This window comes from Methylophaga sp. UBA3192, from assembly GCA_002363955.1.
Taxonomy (GTDB): Bacteria; Pseudomonadota; Gammaproteobacteria; order Nitrosococcales; family Methylophagaceae; genus Methylophaga.
Map to the genome: position 1 here is coordinate 394 of DEXE01000005.1, position 22,763 is coordinate 23,156.

20 protein-coding genes and 1 pseudogene are annotated in these 22,763 nt (G+C 44.9%); 6 read left to right on the forward strand and 15 right to left on the reverse strand.

The window, feature by feature from the left end:
• The 3 genes and pseudogenes from B2337_RS06815 to B2337_RS06825 all read left to right on the forward strand — a co-directional run.
• Positions 1-153, forward strand: a pseudogene (locus B2337_RS06815) (sodium:proton antiporter); the annotation flags it as partial.
• A gap of 3 nt (positions 154-156) precedes the next feature.
• A complete protein-coding gene (gene lspA, locus B2337_RS06820; protein ID WP_004863699.1) occupies positions 157-669 on the forward strand; it encodes a signal peptidase II in 513 nt (170 codons plus the stop codon).
• Between the two features lie 21 nt (positions 670-690).
• Positions 691-1,980, forward strand: a complete 1,290-nt coding sequence (locus tag B2337_RS06825) for an ISL3-like element ISPpu12 family transposase (protein ID WP_136554460.1) — start codon at positions 691-693, stop codon at positions 1,978-1,980.
• Positions 1,981-2,273: 293 nt separating this feature from the next.
• Here B2337_RS06825 and B2337_RS06830 read toward each other — a convergent pair whose 3' ends face one another.
• The 4 genes from B2337_RS06830 to B2337_RS06845 all read right to left on the reverse strand — a co-directional run bounded on the left by B2337_RS06830 (position 2,274) and on the right by B2337_RS06845 (position 6,133).
• Positions 2,274-3,152 carry a hypothetical protein gene (locus tag B2337_RS06830; protein ID WP_292414426.1) on the reverse strand — a complete coding sequence of 293 codons (879 nt, stop codon included), beginning with the start codon at positions 3,150-3,152 and terminating at the stop codon, positions 2,274-2,276.
• A 58-nt stretch (positions 3,153-3,210) separates the two neighbouring features.
• Positions 3,211-4,173 (reverse strand): plasmid recombination protein, encoded by a 963-nt coding sequence (locus tag B2337_RS06835; RefSeq protein ID WP_292361820.1) that lies wholly within the window; start codon positions 4,171-4,173, stop codon positions 3,211-3,213.
• Positions 4,174-4,271: 98 nt separating this feature from the next.
• Positions 4,272-4,457, reverse strand: a complete 186-nt coding sequence (locus B2337_RS06840) for a helix-turn-helix transcriptional regulator (RefSeq protein WP_211116142.1) — start codon at positions 4,455-4,457, stop codon at positions 4,272-4,274.
• A 515-nt stretch (positions 4,458-4,972) separates the two neighbouring features.
• Positions 4,973-6,133, reverse strand: coding sequence for a tyrosine-type recombinase/integrase (locus tag B2337_RS06845; RefSeq protein ID WP_168800187.1), 1,161 nt, complete (start codon positions 6,131-6,133; stop codon positions 4,973-4,975).
• 573 nt (positions 6,134-6,706) lie between these two features.
• On the opposite strand from B2337_RS06845, the gene B2337_RS06850 reads away from it, so the two are divergent.
• Positions 6,707-8,479 (forward strand): methanol/ethanol family PQQ-dependent dehydrogenase, encoded by a 1,773-nt coding sequence (locus B2337_RS06850; RefSeq protein ID WP_292414427.1) that lies wholly within the window; start codon positions 6,707-6,709, stop codon positions 8,477-8,479.
• Between the two features lie 161 nt (positions 8,480-8,640).
• Here B2337_RS06850 and B2337_RS06855 read toward each other — a convergent pair whose 3' ends face one another.
• From B2337_RS06855 to B2337_RS06875, 5 genes are all read right to left on the reverse strand, one after another.
• Positions 8,641-9,216 carry a hypothetical protein gene (locus tag B2337_RS06855; protein ID WP_292414428.1) on the reverse strand — a complete coding sequence of 192 codons (576 nt, stop codon included), beginning with the start codon at positions 9,214-9,216 and terminating at the stop codon, positions 8,641-8,643.
• A 331-nt stretch (positions 9,217-9,547) separates the two neighbouring features.
• Positions 9,548-10,801, reverse strand: a complete 1,254-nt coding sequence (locus B2337_RS06860; RefSeq protein WP_292361817.1) for an ammonium transporter — start codon at positions 10,799-10,801, stop codon at positions 9,548-9,550.
• A gap of 9 nt (positions 10,802-10,810) precedes the next feature.
• Positions 10,811-11,149, reverse strand: coding sequence for a P-II family nitrogen regulator (locus B2337_RS06865; RefSeq protein WP_292361816.1), 339 nt, complete (start codon positions 11,147-11,149; stop codon positions 10,811-10,813).
• Positions 11,150-11,377: 228 nt separating this feature from the next.
• Entirely contained in the window at positions 11,378-12,550 is a 1,173-nt protein-coding gene (locus B2337_RS06870; protein ID WP_292414429.1) for a trans-sulfuration enzyme family protein, read from the reverse strand.
• Positions 12,551-13,021: 471 nt separating this feature from the next.
• On the reverse strand, positions 13,022-14,389 hold the full coding sequence (locus tag B2337_RS06875) for an ammonium transporter (RefSeq protein WP_292361814.1): 1,368 nt from the start codon (positions 14,387-14,389) through the stop codon (positions 13,022-13,024).
• Positions 14,390-14,794: 405 nt separating this feature from the next.
• Between B2337_RS06875 and B2337_RS06880 the strand changes: the two genes are divergently transcribed.
• On the forward strand, positions 14,795-15,136 hold the full coding sequence (locus tag B2337_RS06880) for a cupin domain-containing protein (RefSeq protein ID WP_292361813.1): 342 nt from the start codon (positions 14,795-14,797) through the stop codon (positions 15,134-15,136).
• Positions 15,137-15,284: 148 nt separating this feature from the next.
• Here the strand turns inward: B2337_RS06880 and narL are convergent, their stop codons facing one another.
• Positions 15,285-15,932, reverse strand: a complete 648-nt coding sequence (gene narL / locus B2337_RS06885; protein WP_292361812.1) for a two-component system response regulator NarL — start codon at positions 15,930-15,932, stop codon at positions 15,285-15,287.
• A gap of 19 nt (positions 15,933-15,951) precedes the next feature.
• The gene (locus B2337_RS06890; RefSeq protein ID WP_292361811.1) at positions 15,952-17,682 is read right to left on the reverse strand and encodes a histidine kinase; all 1,731 of its coding nucleotides are present in this window, start codon (positions 17,680-17,682) and stop codon (positions 15,952-15,954) included.
• 131 nt (positions 17,683-17,813) lie between these two features.
• Here B2337_RS06890 and B2337_RS06895 point away from each other — a divergent pair, with 131 nt between their 5' ends.
• On the forward strand, positions 17,814-19,208 hold the full coding sequence (locus tag B2337_RS06895) for a PAS domain-containing protein (protein ID WP_292414430.1): 1,395 nt from the start codon (positions 17,814-17,816) through the stop codon (positions 19,206-19,208).
• Between the two features lie 50 nt (positions 19,209-19,258).
• Here B2337_RS06895 and B2337_RS06900 read toward each other — a convergent pair whose 3' ends face one another.
• The 4 genes from B2337_RS06900 to B2337_RS06915 all read right to left on the reverse strand — a co-directional run bounded on the left by B2337_RS06900 (position 19,259) and on the right by B2337_RS06915 (position 22,751).
• Complete coding sequence (locus B2337_RS06900) at positions 19,259-20,044, reverse strand: TorF family putative porin (RefSeq protein ID WP_292414431.1); 786 nt, start codon at positions 20,042-20,044, stop codon at positions 19,259-19,261.
• A 101-nt stretch (positions 20,045-20,145) separates the two neighbouring features.
• Positions 20,146-21,189: a heme-dependent oxidative N-demethylase family protein gene (locus B2337_RS06905; RefSeq protein ID WP_292414432.1), complete on the reverse strand. Its 1,044-nt coding sequence runs from the start codon at positions 21,187-21,189 to the stop codon at positions 20,146-20,148.
• A 9-nt stretch (positions 21,190-21,198) separates the two neighbouring features.
• Positions 21,199-22,152, reverse strand: a complete 954-nt coding sequence (locus B2337_RS06910) for a PDR/VanB family oxidoreductase (protein WP_292361807.1) — start codon at positions 22,150-22,152, stop codon at positions 21,199-21,201.
• A complete protein-coding gene (locus B2337_RS06915) occupies positions 22,149-22,751 on the reverse strand; it encodes a dimethylamine monooxygenase subunit DmmA family protein (protein WP_292414433.1) in 603 nt (200 codons plus the stop codon). The genes B2337_RS06910 and B2337_RS06915 overlap by 4 nt, the downstream gene beginning before the upstream one ends.
• Positions 22,752-22,763 lie beyond the last annotated feature (12 nt).

The window sequence follows — 22,763 nt, forward strand, 5'->3', positions numbered from 1 at the left end:
TCGGCCAACGACGTGGTGATCAACCTGGGGGTCATCACCGCCGGCGCCCTGGTCGCGTGGACCGGGTCCAATTATCCGGATCTGATTATCGGCACCATCGCGGGGGTCATTGTACTTAACGGTGCCAGACGCATTCTGGCGTTGAAGGGTTAAATAATGCTCATTATTGGCAAAAAGCTCTCGCCGTATGCCCTATTGTCCATATCGGGCCTGCTGGCAGCGTCTGATCAGGCTGTAAAGTGGCTGGTGCAGCAATCAATGGCCTATGGCGAGTATGTTTCGGTGACCCCGTTCTTTAACTGGGTGCACCTATGGAACACCGGTGCCGCATTCAGTCTTTTTGCGAATGGTGGAGGCTGGCAGCGCTACTTTTTTATCGGAATCGCGGTAGTGGTCTCGATTTTTCTGATCAAGCTGATCCTTGAAAATCGTCATAAAGGAGAAGCCATCGCTTACAGTCTTATCCTCGGTGGCGCCATGGGCAACCTGATTGACCGGGTCTTTCGCGGCTATGTTGTGGATTCCTTTGATTTCTATTGGCGAGACTGGCATTGGCCGGCCTTCAACCTGGCTGATATTGCAATTGTCCTCGGTGCCTTACTTTTCGTTTCCAGCAGCTTGTTGGGTAAAAAAGCAAACACCAATGCCGAGCCGGATGGATCTGACTGACACCTACGCCTATACAACACCATGACCGAACTTCCCGACAACATCCTTCACCTGCCGCAATACCAAGTACTGGGCTGCAAATCAACCGACGACGAAATGCACTTCCAGGTGGACGTGCCCGATCCCATCGCCTGCGAGGAATGCGGCGTGCAGGGTGAGTTCGTACGGTTCGGCAAGCGTGACGTTCCCTATCGTGATCTGCCCATCCACGGCAAGCGGGTCACTCTCTGGGTGGTCCGCCGCCGATACACCTGCCGGGCCTGCAAGACAACATTCAGGCCCCAGCTACCGGAGATGGTGGACGGATTCCGTATGACACTGCGGCAGCATGAGTACGTGGAGAAGGAATCCTTCAACCACCCCTACACCTTTGTGGCGGCACAGACCGGCCTGGACGAGAAGACGGTGCGCGACATCTTCAACGCCCGCGCCGAGTTCCTGGGGCGCTGGCACCGCTTCGAGACGCCCCGCATCCTGGGCATTGACGAGCTATACCTGAACAAGCGCTACCGCTGCATTCTGACCAACATTGAGGAGCGAACCCTGCTCGACCTGCTGGCCACCCGCCGCCAGGACGTGGTGACCAACTACCTGATGAAGCTGAAAGACCGGCAGAAGGTCGAGATCGTCAGCATGGACATGTGGAACCCCTACCGGGCAGCGGTCAAGGCTGTGCTGCCCCAGGCCCGTATCGTGGTCGATAAGTTCCATGTGGTGCGCATGGCCAACGATGCCCTAGAGAGAGTGCGCAAGGGCCTCAGAAAGGAGCTGAAACCGTCCCAGAGCCGGACTCTCAAGGGAGACCGGAAAATCCTGCTGAAACGCGCTCACGAAGTCTCAGACCGGGAGCGCCTCATCATGGAGACCTGGACAGGCGCGTTCCTGCAACTGCTGGCCGCCTACGAGCACAAGGAGCGCTTCTACGGCATCTGGGACGCCACCACACGGCTCCAGGCAGAAGCCGCCCTGGACGAGTGGATAGCCACCATCCCGAAGGGCCAAAAGGAAGTCTGGAGCGATCTGGTCAGGGCAGTGGGAAACTGGCGCGAAGAGACCATGACCTACTTCGAGACGGACATGCCCGTCACCAACGCTTACACGGAGTCCATCAACCGACTGGCCAAGGACAAGAACCGTGAAGGGCGCGGTTACTCCTTCGAGGTGATGCGGGCACGAATGCTCTACACCACGAAGCACAAGAAGAAGGCACCGACTGCGAAGGTCTCTCCTTTCTACAAGAAAACCATCGGTTACGGACTGCCGGACTTCGCAGAGGGACTCAACTACGGAGTCGATCTATCAACCATCTGAGGGTGGTATCAGATTGATGGGGTGAAGGTGCCCCATCAACCATTAAATCCGTATACCCTGTTTATATTAGGTAGTGTGCATTGACTTAGTAATAATTTGGGATAAAAGTTGAGTATTGCTAAAGGCTTCAACCCCCTCTTCTGCTGTGTATGCATAGCTACAACAGTCAAACTGGAGTACGAAGCTATGCATTCAACGTTCGTATCAGCCATGGAGACATAAAGTTTGCGGCATCATGATGTCAGCGCAAGTTATGATAGATTGCTCAATCTGTAAGATTTTATGTTATGGGATTATTCTTGAAAGATATACGTCATGCTAGAAGATAAATTGCTTGGCAAACTTACTGGCTCATTAAATATTGTTGATAAAAGGAACATTAAAGTTATAAGTATCGAATATGCTTTGTAGTGGCAATTTTTCTTATGGTTCACCTTTAATTGTTGCTTCAAACTCTTACATTTAAGAGATATTTCAATCTTCTCAGTCATGATCTGGTTAGATGAAACTTTATGATTTTCAGTCTGAATTTTTTGCTCTTTAAGCTGTTTTAGAAGGCTGTTATTTATCGCCTTTATGTCTGAAATCTCATTGATTTTCTCTACTTCATCGACTTTTCTTTGCTCTAGCGCATCTAATGCACTGGCTTGCCGAACTAAAGATTCTTTAAAACTATTAAAATTTAAATATTGAGGTATAAATGTTTTATTTACAGAAGGACTTTTCGCTGCTTCTTTTCGCTGTTTGGAACTAACTTTATGTTTGTGGTTATTCTTAATCATTTCATGCCACTCTATGGCATTGCATGGAAAGTCATTTTTTAACGTTCTGTGAGTATTAGTAATGGCACTCTTACTGACCTGTAATTCTCGAAGATAAGGGTATTTGATAACTATCGAATATGCATTACGCCAATTTTTCCATCTATCATAACTCCAGCCTAAATGTTCAACGAATGCTTTCCATGATTTAAAACCTTGCTGTCCTACCAAACTGCATTGAATTTCTTGATTTGAGGGCGTACCGTGCTTTCCTAAAAAAGGAATATTCTGGTAGCAAAATTCCACTGTATCAATCCACCCATTTTTACGTTCTAGAGCGAGCATGTCACTCAGCTGCAGCTTAAATAGTTCAGCATCTTTTATGTCAATAAACTTGGCGTTTGCTGCCATTATTCATTACCTCAATACGTAATAGGGTAAAAATTACCCCTTTCTGTTATGGTTTAATTCACCTAGGACTATAGTTATCGTCACCTTCTACTTGTTGATATTGCTCAACTAAGGCCTGACTTTTAGCTAATTCTTTTTTCAAAGCTGCATTTTCTACTTGGATTGCTTCCCAATGTGAAAGATTGTTTTGCATGTGCTCATATTTCTGATTGAGAGCCATAATCATCTGTTGTAATTTCTGTATCTGTGCCTGATTCTCAAGCTCTGTTGCTTTAAACTTTTTATCAGCCTCGGCTTGCTTATCCTTAATTGTTTTCTCTAAATGCTCAAGATAATCAGCTGACTGCTCTTCAGCATTTTTTTTGATGCTCAAGTAAACATCCCTTGTGTAGCGTTTTCGAGCTGGACCAATACGTGCTATATCATGGTGACTCGATACCTGTTCAAAAAATAAATCTTGTAACTTAGACATCTCTGAACGGTATGTACCTGTATAGGTTGTGTCTATCTTTTTGTATTCTTTGGCAGCAAATCCAGGGTGGAGACGTTTAGCGTTAGCATCTATTGTATAAACATGGATGTGAAAATAACTTTCGTCTATGTGGAGTACGGCAGAATCAATTTCACCAAATTGATTTTGATGGAACTCTATACAATCTTTGAAAAAGTCATCCATTGCATCGTGTTTTACCTTTCCGATTTTGACGGGATAACTGTATACAGCAGCAAGCAAAACGTGCGCATCAAACCGAACAGCTCGTTTTTTTAGCCCCCCATGCTTGGTATCCATTATATTTTGACCAGTGTCTTTCAGTAGTTTTTCAAGTCTTTTTGGCAAATCCTCAAGAGGTTTACCTGAAATTAATCTCACTGATTGAGGGACCTTGACGTGATTGCAACTCCCTTTAAATCTGATAGCCTCTTTCACGATTTTATCCACGGTGTTGCCATACTTCTTGGATGACAAACTGGATATCTTTCTTGGATATGTCTTTACGTGCATAAACTGGCTGAGTGTCATAATAAATTTCCTTGCTTAATATAGTAATGCTGAGCTCAAAAAGGTTGATTGATCTACTAACCTATAACCGACTATAGGTTAATGATTTATTGATCAGCTCATGCAGCCCTTCCCTTAGCCACAAATTCTTTAATATCTGCAAGCTCGTACCTTACAGATCCGCCCACTTTATGAAAATTGGGACCTTGACCCGAACTACGCCAATTCGCCAATGTTTGAGTGGAAACCTTTAATAGCTGTGCAACATCCGCAGCTGTCATTAGTTCAAAAATATTGCTGTCCATATTTACCTCTGGTTGTTGTTTACATATGAACAGTATACGGAAGATAAACCACCTTGATAACACCTAACACATTGATATTTATAATGTTTACTAGGTATAGCATCTTACTGTACATTTAATTATCGTTTGATAATTGCCATACAAGCGAAAAAGACAATAAAAATGGTGATTGGAGATAATTGAGATAAGGAAAATTTGATGTGAAGGGGATTTCATTAAATCACAGTAACCGCTTAGTTTAAGTATGCAATCTTCAGTTTGTTATGCTCATACTTGCCTGCGTTTGAAACTTTTTCTGAACAGAATAAAGTGTTTTTTCGTAGATTAGAGGCTCATCAATTTTGACGTTGATCAATTCTTGATAACTGATTTTGTTAACATTAGGCTGAATTCGGCCAGCGATTTTCGAGGGCTGTTACTTTTGGTACGCTTTTTAAGAATAGCTTCTTGTTTTTTCTTGCGTTTAAATAGCTCTCGGTCAATCAAAACAATTTACAAAGTTTTTTATCGTTTCGTTAAGCTTTCACTGTTTCATCTATAAGTTGTGACACCTGATTAAAAGCTTTTCTCAAAGTATCTTGCTCAGTAATGATATATCCACCAGTAACATCACTATCTGTGACATGATCCAACATTCTTTTGATGAGAGTCGTAGGTAGCCCGCAAGCTTCAGCAAGAGTAGCAAAGGTACGTCTAAGATCATGGCTACTAAACTTAAGATTTATATGATTAATAATGCGATTGATCTGTTTTTTAGGCACCCACATAGGATTATCTCCATCTAAATTTGGAAACACCCAAATGTTAGTTCCTGTCTCTTTGTGTAATTCTTCCAATGTAGGTATTAATCGATCTGGAATGGGCAGCATCACATCTGTGCCTGTCTTGGTATCAAATTTTGCCGTTTTGCCGTCAAGATCTACATTGCACCATTTTAAAGATAGCGCACTGCTGCTTCTAACCCCCATGCGAAGCAACATCAATAAATATGTTTTAGCTTTCTGATTCGTCAATTGCTCTACTGCATCAAGCCAGTTTTTTAATTTATTACTAGGAATAACTCGCTTTGAACGATTATTTTTATGCCAAAGCCTGCCATTTTTCAGTACCTTCGTTGGTGATTCTTCAATTAACTCAAGTGCTACTGCATAAAGCATTAATAAGCGAAAAATTCGCATAGTTCCATTAGCCGTTGTTTTACCAATTTCACTCAGCTCCTTAAACTTTGTCTGAACATCATGTGATGATATCGCTGAGACAGGCTTGCTCAGCCAATCACTCAAGTACTTCTCAGTTTTATATTGATAATCTTCGATTGTTTTAGGCTGAAGGCTTCTATTATCCAAATACAGAACAAGCAAATCAGCCAATGTGGTTCTGAGCTTCTCTTTCTTTCGCTTATTCAAAATTGGATCTTCATTCCTGGCCAATGCCAGTAATAAATGCTGAGCTTGCACACGGGCATCTTTAACATTCCAATCGGAACATTTCCCAATTGTGATGTTACGAAGTCTTCCCTGAACTCGCTTTCTGACTATATATGATCGATTACCTGACGAACTAATTCGGCATATGAGCTTGGATTGTTCAATATCTGTATATTCCATATATCCAGATTCAGGAACTGCAAGATTTTTGATTCTTGCTTGTGTAAAAATAATTTGGTTCGTCGCCACCCCAATCTCCAATGTAACTGCTATGTAACTTTTGAAAGTGATATCTCGGTAAAGATCGGGATCTAAAATGAAATACACTTTCTTCAAGTATCACATAAGCGACTGTCCTTGTTAATATTTTGGGAATTTTATTTGGATTAGCAATATAACCTGTATATGACTGTTAATCATTGGGTCGCTGGTTCGAGTCCAGCTCGGGGAGCCAATGATTTAAAGAACCTCAGCAAGTAATTTTTCTGAGGTTTTTTTATGTCTGAGATTTCACCATTACGTCTTCCATATACGCTTTCATTATTGGCGACTTCAAACTGTAAACTCTCTTCATCTCGGCTGCTTCACCCAAACTTAATATATATATTCTCTGCACAATTAATAATATAAATATCTCACCCTATCTTCCAAAGCCTGCCTTTGGCTTACTTGACTGTGGTTCCATGGCGTTCAAAAAATTTCGGACACACGGGCCATTAATCCTGTTACCTCGTTGCTACTATCCCCCACACCGTTGAAAAGCCAACAACGCATGACAAATGTTTAATGGCTTTTTTTGGCGGCTAACATAGAGGAAACAACATGACTAAAACAAAATTATCTTTACTGATGCTGTCGCTGAGCATTCCTGGTTACAGCGTTGCAGATGAGTTAGGCGAAATGCAGAAAAACCCTGACACCTGGGTGATGTCAGCAGGTGATTATGCCAACACCCGTTATAGCCAATTGTCTGAAATTAACCTCGACAATGTGCAGGCACTGAAAATGGCTTGGTCATTTTCTACCGGCGTTTTACGGGGCCATGAAGGTAATTCGCTGATTATTGATGATGTGATGTATGTGCACACGCCATTTCCCAATATCGTCTTCGCATTAGATTTAAACAATGACGGGGCGATGAAATGGAAATATGAACCTAAGCAAAACTACGATGAGACGGTTCCAGTTATGTGCTGTGACGTAGTCAATCGTGGCCTGTCTTATGGTGACGGCAAGATTTTCCTGAATCAGGCTGACACCACGCTGGTCGCTTTAGATATTAATACCGGTGAAATGCTGTGGTCGGACAAACGTGATGACCCAAGAACAGGCGCAACTAACACCGGTAACGCCAATGTGTTTAAAGACAAAATCATTGTCGGTATTTCAGGCGGTGAATTCGGTGTGCGTGGTTATGTTCAAGCCTACAATATGAGTGGCAAATCACTCTATAAAGCCTACAGTACCGGCCCCGATGACGAAATGATGGTTGATCCGCAAAACACCACTGCCATGCTGCAACCTATCGGCAAAGACTCTTCATTGAACTCCTGGCAAGGTGAGCAATGGAAAATCGGTGGCGGCACTACCTGGGGCTGGTTCTCCTATGATCCGGATATGAATCTTTATTACTACGGTACCGGTAATCCATCTACCTGGAACCCCTTGCAACGTCCGGGCGACAACAAATGGACCATGTCACTGTTTGCCCGAGATTTGGATACCGGCGTAGCCAAATGGATATACCAAATGACACCGCATGATGAATGGGACTATGACGGTGTGAATGAAAACATCCTGGTCGACCAGAAAATCAAAGGCAAAATGCGAAAAATGCTGGTGCATTTTGACCGTAATGGTTTTGGATACACCATGGACCGTGCAACAGGTGAATTGCTGGTCGCAGAAAAATTCGACCCGAGTGTGAACTGGGCCGATAGCGTTAATCTGAAAACCGGCTTACCAGATCGGGTAGCGAAATACTCACCTGCAGCCAATGGTGAAGATACGCAAACCACCGGTATCTGCCCGGCAGCGCATGGTGCAAAAGATCAGCAACCTGCTGCTTTTTCCCCGAAAACCGGATTGTTCTACGTACCCACCAACCATATCTGTATGGATCTGGAACCGTTTGAAGTTGAATATCTGGCCGGTCAGCCGTATGTGGGTGCTGAAGTAAATATGTACGCCGCGACCGAAAACAATATGGGTAACTTCATTGCATGGGATGCTCGCGAAGGCAAAATCGTCTGGTCTAATCCAGAAAGGTTCTCAGTCTGGTCAGGCGCAATGGTTACTGCTGGCGATGTTGTTTTCTACGGCACGCTGGAAGGTTACCTCAAAGCACTGGATGCCAAAACCGGTCGTGAACTTTGGCGCTTCAAAACCCCATCGGGCATTATCGGTAACGTCAATTCCTATAAACATGATGGCAAACAATACATCTCCATCTTGTCAGGCATTGGTGGCTGGGCCGGCATCGGTATGACCAATAATCTGGAGAATGATACAGATGGTCTGGGTGCAGTTGGGGCTTATAAATCACTGTCCAACTGGACGTCATTGGGCGGTGTGTTAAGCGTGTTTAGTTTGTAACTTAATTAACAGCAGCTTCATAATTTAGCCCGGCACTATTGAATAGTGTCGGGCTTTTTTTAATCAATAGCGTCGATTTCAATAACGCTTACAATCACCGACTAGTTTGGTGCGGCAGAGCGAAGCGGCGCCGCGTAAAACCAGTACGATGGATTGTGTTGTTAGCAGTGTTTCTGAAACCATGGCTGCGATTCTAACGCCTTGCGTAGCGAAGTTTCAACGAATGTAGGCGTCCGCCAAACATACTCCGCCGCCTTTGCCTTTCCTTCACTGTCGAGGGATTGAATGTGACAAAGTGCGACCTCGACTGAGAATGGTTTTTTGCATTTACTCTTCGTCTGAAAGTTGCTTTCAAGATCTGTCCAGATAACAACGTCGATCTCTTTTTTTGACGCCCATTCTTGGATCGTTTTTAGCACATCTTCATCCCGTGACTGTTGTCGAGAATTGTCGGCGAAGCAGAAACCGACATTTTTCAGTGTGGTTCCTTCCCGGCTTCGAACATCACAGATGGCGTCATCTGGATTATTGCGTTTGCTAAATGCGTATGCGACTTGACACGACGCTCCATCCTTGGAATCGAGAACAAGGGTCAAAGCGCCACCTCTTGTATGGGACACACGGGAAAACTCGATCTTTAAGCTCGGGCCATCAAACTGCCAATCCCCATGTTGCTCATTAAATTCTGGGCGCTTGTCCCAGAGCAATGAACCCCATCCTAAAATTGCGATCTTCAATGGTGATTCCTTATACGTCAAACAGCATGTTTAATGAGGCCGGGACAGATTTCAGAGAATTTGCCTTTTGAAATCATCAGCTGGATCGCGGAATTAATTTTATGAAGCGAGCCCCCACTACTTCAACGAACGAAAGTGCTTGGTGATAGCCGATTGTATGTTGCATGGCTTCGTGTCCATGTGGCCTTGATGGACTTTACTCCAGCTTATGGCACTACGACAAGTAACGACCAAGTTTGCTTACCGCGACATACCAATCAAGCACTTTAGAAACAAAAAAACGCCGGCATTATGAAGCCGGCGTTTTGATTGAAGAATGAAACTACTTTGTTTATTTATCAGAAGTAAATTCCGGATAGGCCGACATACCACATTCGCTGATATCCATACCTTCCATTTCTTCCTCTTCATCAACACGTAGCTTGGCGAATTTATTAATAATCGACAAGACGATAAAGGAAGCGATAAACATCCAGGCAAAGGTCACCACGGTACCGATCAACTGACCGGCAAATGTGGCGTCCGGGTTGCTGAGCATGACCGCAAAGATCCCCCAGATGCCCGCAGTACCATGGACTGAGATAGCCCCGACGGGATCATCAAGCTGCATTTTATCCATTAATACAACGGAGAATACCAGCACGATACCGCCGACTGCACCGACAATCAGTGCCAGACCAGGGCTTGGCATTAATGGTTCGGCAGTGATTGACACTAACCCGGCCAATGCACCACTGATGGTCATCGTTAAGTCGGTTTTACCAAACAGGAACCGTGCCAGTAACGAAGCGGCAACCATACCTGCTGCTGCAGCCATATTTGTGTTCACAAAGATTTTAGCGACAGCATTGGCTTCTTCGATGTTGGCGATTTTTAACTCTGAACCGCCATTGAAACCGAACCAGCCAAACCAGAGGATAAACATACCCAATGTCGCCATGGGTAAGTTGGCACCAGGAATGGCATGAACTTCACCGTTTTTGCCATATTTGCCTTTACGCGGCCCAATGATAATCACGGCTGCCAACGCGGCGGCGGCACCGGCCATATGTACAACAACTGAACCAGCAAAATCCTGGAAGCCCAGTTGATCGAGGAAGCCGCCACCCCATTTCCAGTAACCTTCTACCGGATAAATGAAGCCAACCATAAATACAGCAAAAACCAGGAACGGCCATAAACGCATACGTTCAGCGACCGCACCCGAAACAATCGACATGGTTGCTGCAGCAAAAACCGCCTGGAAGATAAAATCCGCCATTGCTGAGTAATAAGGCGCACCTTCACCACCCGCTAATACCGATTCTGTTGAATTATCTTCACCCAGGAAGAAATCAATGCCCGGAATCCATGAATTGACCGGATCCGCTGGATACATAATGTTGTAACCAACAATGAAATACACCAGACAGGCGATACTATATAAAAGTACGTTTTTATTAAGGATTTCAACCGTATTTTTACTACGAACCAACCCAGATTCCAACATGGCAAAACCGGCTGCCATTAACATAACGATCGCTGTACACATCAGGAAATAGAATGTGTCCAGCGCATAACTCACTTCAATTGCAAGAGTATCCATTCTGTTCTCCTAAATAGCGGCTTCGCCGGTTTCACCCGTTCTGATTCGAACGGCTGACTCCAGCGATGAAACGAAAATTTTGCCATCCCCGACTTTTCCGGATTTGGCACTGGCAGAGATGGCCTCAATGGCTTTAGCCACATCCTCATCCCCTACCACTAATTCAAGTTTGATTTTTGGTTGAAAATTGACCGTGTATTCAGCTCCCCGATACATCTCGCTATGACCTTTTTGTCGCCCATAGCCTTTGACTTCGGTTACGGTAAGACCTGATATACCAATATCTTGAATGGCCCCCCTCACCAACTCGAGAGCATGCGGGCGAATAATCGCCGTTATCATCTTCATTTCTCGCTCCTGTTAATTAAAATTAAATTTAATTTACCCCGGCGAAACAATGAAAAATCCATGCCACGTATTTTTTCACTTTAAAGTCATACAGTTAGGTTTGTAACTTGGGTAGTGAGCGTTTTTATGCCCCAATTTGATGCAGAAAAGCGTTAAAAACGCACTGGCAACGTGCGCATTAACGCAAAATAGGCTTTCTTACTTTTTGAATGTGCGCTGATTCGTTCACTAACAAAGGCTGAACGCCTGATCCAAATCGTCGATTAAATCCTTCACATCTTCCAAACCGACAGATAACCGAACCAGACTGCCGTCAACATTAGCCTGTTTAAGTGTTTCTGCTGACAACCCATGATGCGAAGTGTAAATCGGCTGCGTTGCCAGGCTTTCTACCCCGCCAAGACTGGGGGCAATGGCAAATACTTTAAGCAGATCGATAAAACGCTCCGCCATTGCGGCATCACCATCAATGTAAAAACTGACCATGCCACCAAAGCCAGACATTTGCTGGCTGACAAAACTATGTTGCGGATGTGAGGCCAATCCGGGATAACAGGTTTTACGGACTTTTGGATGTGTATCCAGATAGTCGGCAATTAACTGAGCATTAAGATTGTGACGCTCTACTCTCAATGCCAATGTGAGCAAACTGCGAGACAGTTTATGGGCCACTTCGGTCGCAATGGTCTGCCCCAGATTTTTACGCCATTCATTGATAGCCTCCAGCTCCAAACGACGCCCTGACAGTACACCAGCCGTTAAGTCACTGTGACCACCAAGATATTTAGTGGCACTTTGCACAGTAAAGTCAGCACCTAGCCTGATCGGAGACTGATTAACAGGTGTCGCAAAGGTATTGTCGACCGCCAGCAACGCACCATTTGCATGAGCCAACTTAGCTAATTTACTGATATTTTGCAGAATCAAGGTGGGGTTGCTTGGTGTTTCAATAAATACCAGTGCAGGTTGATGTGTTTTCAATGCTGTTTCTATTGCATTCAAATCGGTTTGCTGCAATAAGGCTGTTTTGAGACCCAACGCCGGCAATTGCTTATCTAAAAGCTGCCGGGTTCCACCATACACATCTCCCAGGCAGAGGATACCCTGCCTGGCAAAATGCATAAACAATGCAGAAATTGCGGCCATACCTGAAGAAAATGCCAGACTGGCTTCAGCCTGATCCAGCTGAGCAAGTTTATCTTCCAATGCAATGATAGTGGGATTCATGCCATAGCGAGTGTAGAAGGCACCCGGTGTTTTTCCCTCAATAACATCCCGCATGGCCTGCGTACTCTCAAATGCAAACAGACTGGTGTCATATAAAGGCGGTTGAGGCGATCCCTGGTTATTATGGTTGGTATCACTATGTATGCAATGCGTCATCGTCAGCTTTGATTTCATAAGCTCGGTATCCTGAAAGTATGATGGCTATCATCCACCATCAACATATTAAAAAACAAAACAAAAAAACCGGCCTAAGCCGGTTTTTTTTAACGCTCTGTGAATATGGTCACCCTAGGGCCTGTTTATCTTTCATCGCCACCACTGCTGGAGACAATTTTTTCGTCCAACAAGGCGGAAATGATGCGGTGTAGTTATTCTACATAATTCATTTCCAACGCCGTGGGACGGAAAAATAGTCCCAGCCCTTCGGGTTGTGGCTGAAAATGCACCACTCCACGTTGCTCGTCATTTATTTAGAACAACTAAACTGCATTCCTCGCGCCTTGATTGGTGCATTTTCAGTCACAACAGAGGCGGCGATGAAAGATAAACAGGCCCTAGTCACAGTCCCGATGCAAATTTGTTACATTCACTTTCGGGACTGTGAGCAAGGCAACTTCACGCTATTTCATGTTCAACGTACCTGAATCAAGGTTTGTTGTCAGTCACAGGATCGACATCCGGCTCGATGTCCCAGTAGACTTTGTCCAGACCTTCAGCCTGTGCATCATCTGATACATCCATGCCAATAGTATGTTTCAGAATAAACGACATCACCAAGGCTGTGACAATACCAAAACCAAGACTCACCACAATGCCAACCACCTGCATCAATACGCCAATTTCACCATGCTGGAAAGCATAGATGCCCTCTTCAATACCGAGGTAACCACCGCGCGGTACGCCTATGTGCAGCAGCCCCGTCATGATTAGACCATAAGAGCCTACACCGGCAAACAACGGCAGTAACTTATGTTCATCAATATTACGTTTTTGCATGAACTCATAAATCAAATACGCTACAACCGGCGCACCCAGTGCTACCAAAAACATCTGCCAGGGCACATAAACGTCAAAGCCTGATGCGCCAGCAACGTAACCGGCCAATGGGCCAAGCAGCAGATAACTGAATTTACGGGTTGAATAGGCCAGAATAGCTCCCATCAGAGCACCACCTGCCCACGCTGCTCCATAGTTGTTAAAGGCAATACCCACGCTGGTATCGGCCATTGTCACACTGACTGCCAATGCTTCAGGATCAAAGAAAAACAGACAGGACAAAATAACCATCGGCAGACCGGCAAAAATGGTCATCACACCGACTGTCAGCAGACCGAGGTTTGGTGGACGATATTCAGAGACGTTTGGATGCGCCGTGAACATGCCCGGACGAGGTCTCAGCTTACGCACAAACACCATTGCCATGCCGGCCGGGAACAGATAAACAAAGCCCACCCCAAAGAAATCATGGAAGCCCATATTGGTCAGTGGACCAACTGATCCCCAAGTCAACCAGCTCAGGATGGATGAAACAATGGTAGCAACAAAAGCAGTAATGTAATAAGCCGATGCTTTCATCCGTTCTGATACTGCAAAATGTAGCAACACATTAACAATACCGGCAAAACAAGCGAGGAAGAAAATAAAGATCTGGAAGTTATTCAAACCCGGAAAAACTGCCGGATCCACATTTTGCGCCATTGCGTTTGATAGAGCCCCACCAGCCCACCAATCTTTCATGGTATCAACCAGTGTGTAACCTTCCATGATGTAATATTGCGATGCCCAAAAAGCGAAACCAATCAGAAAGTAGGCAGTAAAACCGATAAAAAAACCGACCATCTTTTCTATCGTGGCGTTAAAGATATTACGTCTTCGAACTCCTCCCACATCAATCAGCATTAAGCCAATCACAACAAAAATAGCCCCGACTGTACCCGAAGCATAAACCAGGTTTTGCACAAGCATTCCCAAACTGACCTGCTCAGCAAACAAATTTGCGACTTCTGTTTCCATAAAAAGTATCCCTTATTATATTTTTAGCTGCGGATGGGAATTCAACCGCAGGGAACCGAATCTATGCCCCGGCCAAAGGTGTGTCTATTGCTCATTTTAATTACCACTTAGGGGGTAACAGCCCTTGATATGGCTTATTTTTTAGGAATTAGCGATTATCTGGGGGATCTGGATGGCTTAATTTTTTTATAAAAAACGCGTATTTTCTTCGCAAACAAAATCTGCGTAGATGATTTTGATATTCTGCGGATCTGATAATGCTTGATTAAAGCAAGAACCACCGTTACAACACCAGCCAAGTTATTGTTTATAAAAGACTACACAAACTGAGTACTACTTCAGAAGGATTGTTCCTAATCCAGTGACGTTATTTAATCGGTGCGTCACTAACGAAGGAGACATTTTATGAAATTTCAAAAACAGGCTGTAAAAGATCCACAACCAACGATGGGTATTGATGGTATCAATGCCACATTGGGTGACAGCATCGTTTCGGACAGCAAGGACAAAACACTTTGTGCAGGCTTTTTTCACCTGAACAAAACGGATAAACCTCTTGTTTACACCTACGATTACGAAGAAATGAAGTATGTCGCTGAAGGCGAATTTTTCATTACAGATGAATCCGGTCAGAAAGTACATGCTACCGTCGGTGACGTGCTGTTTTTTGGCAACGGTGAAACCATTACCTTTGAAACACCAACTCGTGGTGTCGGTTTCTTTGTAGGTCAGCGTAAAGCGTTGTAATTTAACAGGGTCTGTTGATCTTTCAGAACATCCAGCAATGGTCGATATGAAGGATTAACGGACTCAGTTTCCCGGAAAACTCTCCGGGTCATGTCCAGTGATTGCTGCCGGCAAACCTGATGAAGGTTTGTCGGCAGCAATTTATGCGTTATAGCTTGCCGTCCTGTTGATGCTTCCAGACGACCGCCTCCAATCTTGAAGTCAGATTAAGCTTACGCAGGATGTTTTTGATATGCACTTTTACGGTGGTATCTCGAATATCCAGCTTGCGGGCAATCGTCTTATTGTTCATTCCCTCTGCCAGACATTCCAGAATTTCGTTTTCACGTACCGTCAGATTCACATCGTCAGCATTCACTTTATGATGCGGTTCGATGAGCGCATTCTTTAAAATTTCGGTCATGCTGTCCTGCAGCACAGTGACACCGACAGCCGCTTTAAGCAGATTGCTGCGCAAATCTTCCGGCTCCATATCCTTTAGCAAATAGCCATCAGCCCCGATACGTAATGCCTCAAGCAAATGCTCTTCTGCATCCGATACCGTCAGTACCACATAATGGGCATCCAAATCTGTCGCTTTGAAACGTCGTAATGTCTCCAGACCATTCATGCCTTTCATATTGAGGTCCAGCAAAACCAGATCCGGTTTAACGTCCAGCGCCAGATCCAGCCCTTCCTGTCCGGAAGCCGCTTCACCGACAATTTCAAAACTCGGATCATCCGAAATAATCTGCCCTACCCCCTTGCGAAATAAAGGGTGGTCATCAATCAGCAGTACTCTTATTTTCTCAGTCATTTTTTTCTCTCTTTAATAATTATTGTACTGATTTTGGTGTAAACACCAGCCGAACACGGGTGCCTCCATGGCGCTTGGCCATGACTTCTATATTGCCTCCCAGGCTGTTGGCACGTTCCTTCATGATGATCTGACCATGATGATCATAAGTGTTTGTCTTCGCAGTAAAACCTATACCGTCATCCTCAATGGTTAATACAACATTCCCATTCTGACGCAATTCCAGAAATATCGACACATTCTTGGCTTTCGAGTGCCGCACAATATTGGATAGCGCTTCGCGAAGCACGTGCAGCATATGAAATTCTTCATTGACCGTCAGGCGGCAATTGACGAGCCGATAGTCAAGATTGATGTTGATATTGGAACGCTGCGAAAATTCATCAATTGTGGTTTGTATAGCGTAGCCCAGACCACGTAAATCCATATGCACGCGGAAAGTGGTGAGCAGTTCACGTAATTCACGATAGGCCGAATCAAGTCCCTGCCGGAGCTCACCCAGCATTTCTGCGCTTTTTACCTTATCATCGCCAGCAGACTGCAATCGGGCCAGTTGGATTTTCATAAAGGATAAAGACTGTGCCAGAGAGTCATGCAGCTCACGGGCAATCGCTGCACGTTCTTCCAGCACCGCAAGTCGACGCCCTTCTTCGTCATGACTATGAAATTTGGTCGCCATTGTCAGTAGTTTGGCGGTAATTTCCAGCACCTGAATTTCGGTATTTTCAAGAAACCGGTCTTTTTCAGTTTCGATCAACAAGATGCCTAATGCTGAAGCGGGGCCACTGAATGTCACGCCAACACAGCGAATTTCCTCTCCTTCCTGGTTCTGTGCCATGTAACTGGACATGCCGTTACGGTGAAGTTCATCGAATCTTTGGTTGTCCAGTTTCGGCGGTGGATGATGCGAAAAAATGATCTGTTCGCTGGTAATCACCGCCGCATCATCGGTGTAAATAATCGCAACATTGCTGAAGTTCATCGCCCGCTCAAGTGAATAAAGCACTTTAAGCAACGTTTTTTCACTCAGAATCTCATGGCTGGTAATCTCGATGAAATTAAGAATGAACTCATGCGAGCGTAATAGAATAAGCAATTTTTCATTGGTTCGTTCAGCCCAGGCAACCTGTGATGCATAACCTTCTATCTTGGCTGTCATTTCAAAAATACGCTGCTCAAGGCGAGTAAACTCATCTGAATTCGGTTCATGCTTTTGTGCCGGGAACTTCAGCATCAGGAAGGTCTGCAACCTGTCCATGCGCTCAACCAGGAAACTTTTAGCCCCCAGCATAATGGCAATGATGCAACTGTAGAGAAACAAAAGGCTGATCACATTTAGCAAAGCGATCACCGAAATTTTGATTTCACTGTCCCGATGTAACGCAGCAGCCAGATTTTTATAGGAAAGTAATACATTCTCAGCCAGTCTTAGCTGAGTCGCCATGCGGATGTTAATTTTCGCCACACCATCAAAGTTTTTCTGAGCCTGTTTGACCTCGTCCAGTGCGGCTTTTAACGCATCATTTTTCTGATTCAGCATCCATGCAACGGATTCATGCTCGACATCCAGGTAATTTTTTTTCATTTGAACCAATGTTTTCTGCGCATCAGCAGGACGCAGATTGTTCAAATAAAATAAATGTTTATCCCAATAAATCTTATGTTCATTTACTTTCTCAATTGCACGTTGACTGGACAGCATATAATCCAATAAAAAAAGTGTTCCCGCCTGAATTAAAAGTGTTGTCATCGCAATACATAAAAGCAACGTAATCAGCTTGGAAAAAACAGCTCTTTGGCGTATGCTTTTAAAAATATATTTCAGGTCAAATTTCTTCAAAATCGGGCTTCCCGAAAAAGCTGTTCTCAAGGGTCGGAACAATGGGTCTCATCATATTTACCATGATCATGTTAAGCATGATCACAGCCATCGTATTTGGTACCTGGTGGGACAGTACAGCCCCATTCAAAATACATTTTGCCGTGGCAGCGGCAATATTTGCAGCATTATTTTCCGTTGTCATCACCATTGCCTTTTACCCACGTAGTCAACGGAAATTGATGCTGGCTGGCAATCAGACAGCCGACAGGAATATCGGTTGGGCCAATGATGTGGCAAAGCGTCTGTCAACACCCTCTGCCGTCATTGATGGTTTTAATATCATTTTTGCCAATAATGCTTTCCTGCGTGAGTTGGGAATGAATGGCATGCGTGAATTGATCACAAATATGCCGCTCACAAATATCGTGCATCCGAGCAATCATGCGGCACTGACAAATTTCATGAGACATATGAAAAAAAGCGATGAACCGCATCAGACACTGACGCTCCGTATGCTTTATGTTGATGGCACCACCATACCTGTTCACATTTCATTGTCACCACTCAACTCACAAGGTGATTCGAACCTCAATTTGCTACAGTTTTCATCCATTACACAATCACAAAATGAGTCAGAATTAAAATCAGAAAAATTTAATTTCCCGAGTCTTTTAAATAATATCAGACAAATCATTTTTATAAACAATGTTGATCAGGAAATTATATATGCGAATACCGCATGGGAAATTCTTACTGACTTTAGTATTTCAGAATCAATAAACAAACCCTTTTTAAGTTTTATTCACCCTGAAGATATTTTGCTGGTTGAATCAAGAATGAATTCACTTATTCAGGGTAAACGTCAATATTTTCAAATCGAATGTCGCGTCATCACCAAAAACGGTTCATTTCGGTGGATTGAAATCCGTGCTTCACGCAGTTCAAACTTCAAGGGTGAACGTTCCAGTGTGATTGGCACACTGACCGACATCACCCAGCTCAAACAACTTGAAGCCTCCCAGAAACATAATCGTCATTCACCGGTTGATATGATTATGACCAATATTCCAAGCATGATTTACCGCTGTAAGAATGATCGTGACTGGACGTTTGAATTTGTCAGTGACAGTTGTCTTGAAGTCACTGAATATCAGCCTTATGAGCTGATAAATTCGAATAATGTGACCTATATGCAATTGATTCACCCTGAGGATCAGTCACGTTGCTGGGAACATGTACAGGAACAAATAGCCAAACAGCGCAAATTCCAGATGATTTACCGTATCTGTACCCGCACCAATAAGTCCCGCTGGGTTATGGAACAAGGCGAAGGTATCTTTTCCGCCAGTGGTGAGTTGCTTGCACTCGAAGGTGTCGTTATCGATCTAAGCAACGATAACCTATCGCAACTGGAGTTTGGCTTACGAGACATGCTGGAAAACAGGACCGTATAAAAAAGCACCCCGTCAGGGGTGCTTTGTCTACACAAGCATAAACAACAGAATCAGAAGCTACGCATCAGATAAGCAATAAATTGACTATCTCCACGGTTATCACCATCTACGCCTGTCCACCAGTCTTTATCTGCATTGGTATCGGTATAGTTCACACCGACAGTCCAGCCATCAGTATTGGCAATTGAAAAGTCTTTACTCAGACCAACCATATAATCGGTGTAGTTGAACTCGTCATAGTTTCTGGCATCCAGTCGGCCAATATGCAGATGCAGATTAATATCCATCGGCAAGCCATAATCAAAATTCAGCTCATAGTACTGAGTACCTCGTGAGCTGCCATTGGCATAACCATCGATTCCGGCAGACTTGTTGTTGATACCACCCCAGTCAGTGAGTGTGCGGCTATATTTAGCCGTGAACCATTTCCAGGTCGCAGCGACATAGGCTTCAGTCGTGTCAAAGTCTTCACCGTTATATTTTTCACGGTCAGGATAGTAGAATTGAAGTAAACCGATATCCATTGCAAAATCATCGTTGAACTGATGGTAATAACCACCATAAAGATCAACCTCAACGCTATTACCAACGTTATCGCCTTCTTCCAGATTGGTGCCCCAGATGCCAGCATACCAGCCACTTTCATGTGCGTAATCAAAACCACCCTGCAGAGCAACATCCTCATTGGAGTAGGTAATACCACGGAAAACGTACTGACTAAACAGACCGACATTGGCACTGATACTGTGTGGCGAGGTTTCTTCAGCAAATACGGATACGCTCGTCATTAAGCCCATCCCAGCCAACCCTGATACCACTATATTTCTCATCTTCATTTTTGCTTCCTTCTGGGTTTTTTAAAGTAATGCGAACCGCTGGCCGGCATTAGCCAGCGGAGAGTGCTATGGACATAAGCCCATATTCTGATGTAAAGGTTTTATTCAGGCTGCGTACCCAATGACAGCTCGGCACCGTCTTCTAATGGTTCAAGCCAGTCGATGACCGTTTGTCGATAAAGATCCAGGCCTTTGTATTCAGAAAGATCCGGATGCAGATTGGTGAGCACCCGACGTAGCCGTTTTGCCCATTTTGGATAGGTGACCAACTCATCCAGGCTAATCAGATAACCACGTACACTGAAAGCAATGGCATTACTGCGTGGCAGACGGAATAGCGCCTGCAGCTCAACCCGAAGATGTACTTTTTCGCCGACGTTTTCCGGCGTCACTGAAGCATTATCAGGTCCCCATAAAGGAAATTCTTCGGGAGAAGTATCCAGACGCGGATTGACCGTCATGGTCCAGTTGAGCCGACGTACCGGACTGCCATATTGCAGATGCAGCAAATATTTCAGTGCCCGGTCAAAAATGCCGATTTCATTTGCCTGCGGAACCGGACCATGCCATTCTTTGAACGACATACCGGCATCAAAGGCAATTGACCAGTCAGCCTGACTGGTGACCATCCCCATATCAGCAAATAAATCGTCATCACGATGATCCATGATGATCCAGTCACCCTGAACCTGGCGTGAGATATATTCAAACGGCTCCATCGGTAAGGTACTGGTATCACCAAAGGTAAATGTCTGATCAATTTCCAGTGGCTTGTTCACCCAGTGCCACTGATCACCGTTCTTGGTCAGCTCAAACCATTGCGGGTAATCCGCTGACAGTGATTCCATAATCAGTTCGACCATGTCCCACTGAGCATCCATCATGTGCGGCAAGGCAATATAACGCGTCGGGTCGCGTTCAAGAGTCAGGCGTCGATCCTCACATTCGGCAATGTAATGCTCATCAATATCGATGGCATGTTCAAAAACCGATCCGGGATTGGTTGAAACATGCTGCTCAATATTGACGCTGTACATGTATTCATCCTCGGCAAACGGAAACGGAAAACGCCGTATTGCCTCAGGTGAATTACGGAAAGTGTAATCATCCCGAAAAGTTTCTTTTTTAAAGGCTGGAGTATTCATAAGACGTCCTCAGATATTGAGTAATAATTTCTGACAGCGGGCCCTGGATACGCAGGGCATGATTTTGTTGCCAGACGCTTTTTCAGCATCAGACAGATAATGATCGTTGTGCATCAGTGCGCCATCGCACTCCAGAACTTCTACTTCACAGCGACCACACGCACCGCCACGGCAGAGAAAATCGGGTTCCAGGCCTGCCTCTTCCATGGCCTCGAGCATGCTCATATCACCCGGCACTTCAATTTCCATATTGGACTTGGCCAGCTGTACCATGAATGATTCACCGATAGGTGGTGCCAGGAACTGCTCACTGTGCACATGCGTTTTTGGCCAGCCCAAATCTTTGGCCGTCAGTAATAACGCATTGACCATCGGCTCCGGCCCACACACATAGATATGGGTACCCAGAGGCTGGTTGGAAAGAAGGTTCTGAAAATTAATCCGCTGGCCTTCACTCTCAATGTGCAGATGCAGACGATCGCCACACATCTGCTTTAATTGTTCGACAAAAGCACCATGTTCTGCTGAGCGGAAGGCGTAATGCATTTCGTAGTCATCACCCAGTCGATTCAAATCAGCGATTTGTGACATGAATGGTGTAATGCCAATCCCCCCGGCAACCAGGATGTGTTTTTTGCCCAATTTGGACAAGCTGAACAGATTGACTGGATAAGTTATCTGTAACTCGGAACCGACCTTGACACCGTCATGCATAAACACCGAACCACCACGTGACTTCTCCTGTCGACGGACCGAAATATGGTAACTGTCGGTATTTTCCGGTGATCCCATCAACGAATAGGGATTCCGATGAATACGGCCATTAATATTCATCGACACCACCACATGACTGCCACCGGAAAACCGTGGTAATGGCCGGCCATTTTCTTCGACTAACGTGAAATGCTTCACCACATCGGTGACCTGTTCGATTTCGGCCACTCTTACGTTCAGGATACTCATGGATAAACCTCTTCAATCTGTGGAATGTTGCCCGGTTCTTCCGCATCGACCATCACCCCCATATAGGCACCAAGTCGCCGGGAAAAATGGTCACGGACAAACAGATGTCGACCACAATTGCTACATGGGAAGACGTTGTGATGAACATCACGGGTAATCGTTTTGCAGTGAACGCAATACACCGGTCTTGCCAGCGTGCCGCACAACTCTTTCTGCACATCAACATCCTGAACACCTGCCGCACGGGTTTTCTGCAATACATGCCACATAAAGGCCTCACTACCGGCCACATAAAAGTGGGTTCCCATCGTGCAGTCTTTCAGCCGCTGTTCCAGATTATTCAGCAAGCTCTCTTCTGAATCACATAATTCAAGTTCTTCAGGCACTATTTGCTGAAGAATGTCTGAATAGTTTTTATTTGCCGTGGCTAAATCTGTGTACAGCACCTGAATGGGATCTTTGGGGTACATCTGCTGAAACAGTTTAAGCACGGCAATACCACCCTCACCCCCGGCAATCACCAGATGTGCCACCGCCGGGGTTTGCCACACCAGCGAATCGTAAAGTGGTTTGCTTCTAATCCAGTAACCTCTTTGCATAAAGATTTCCTC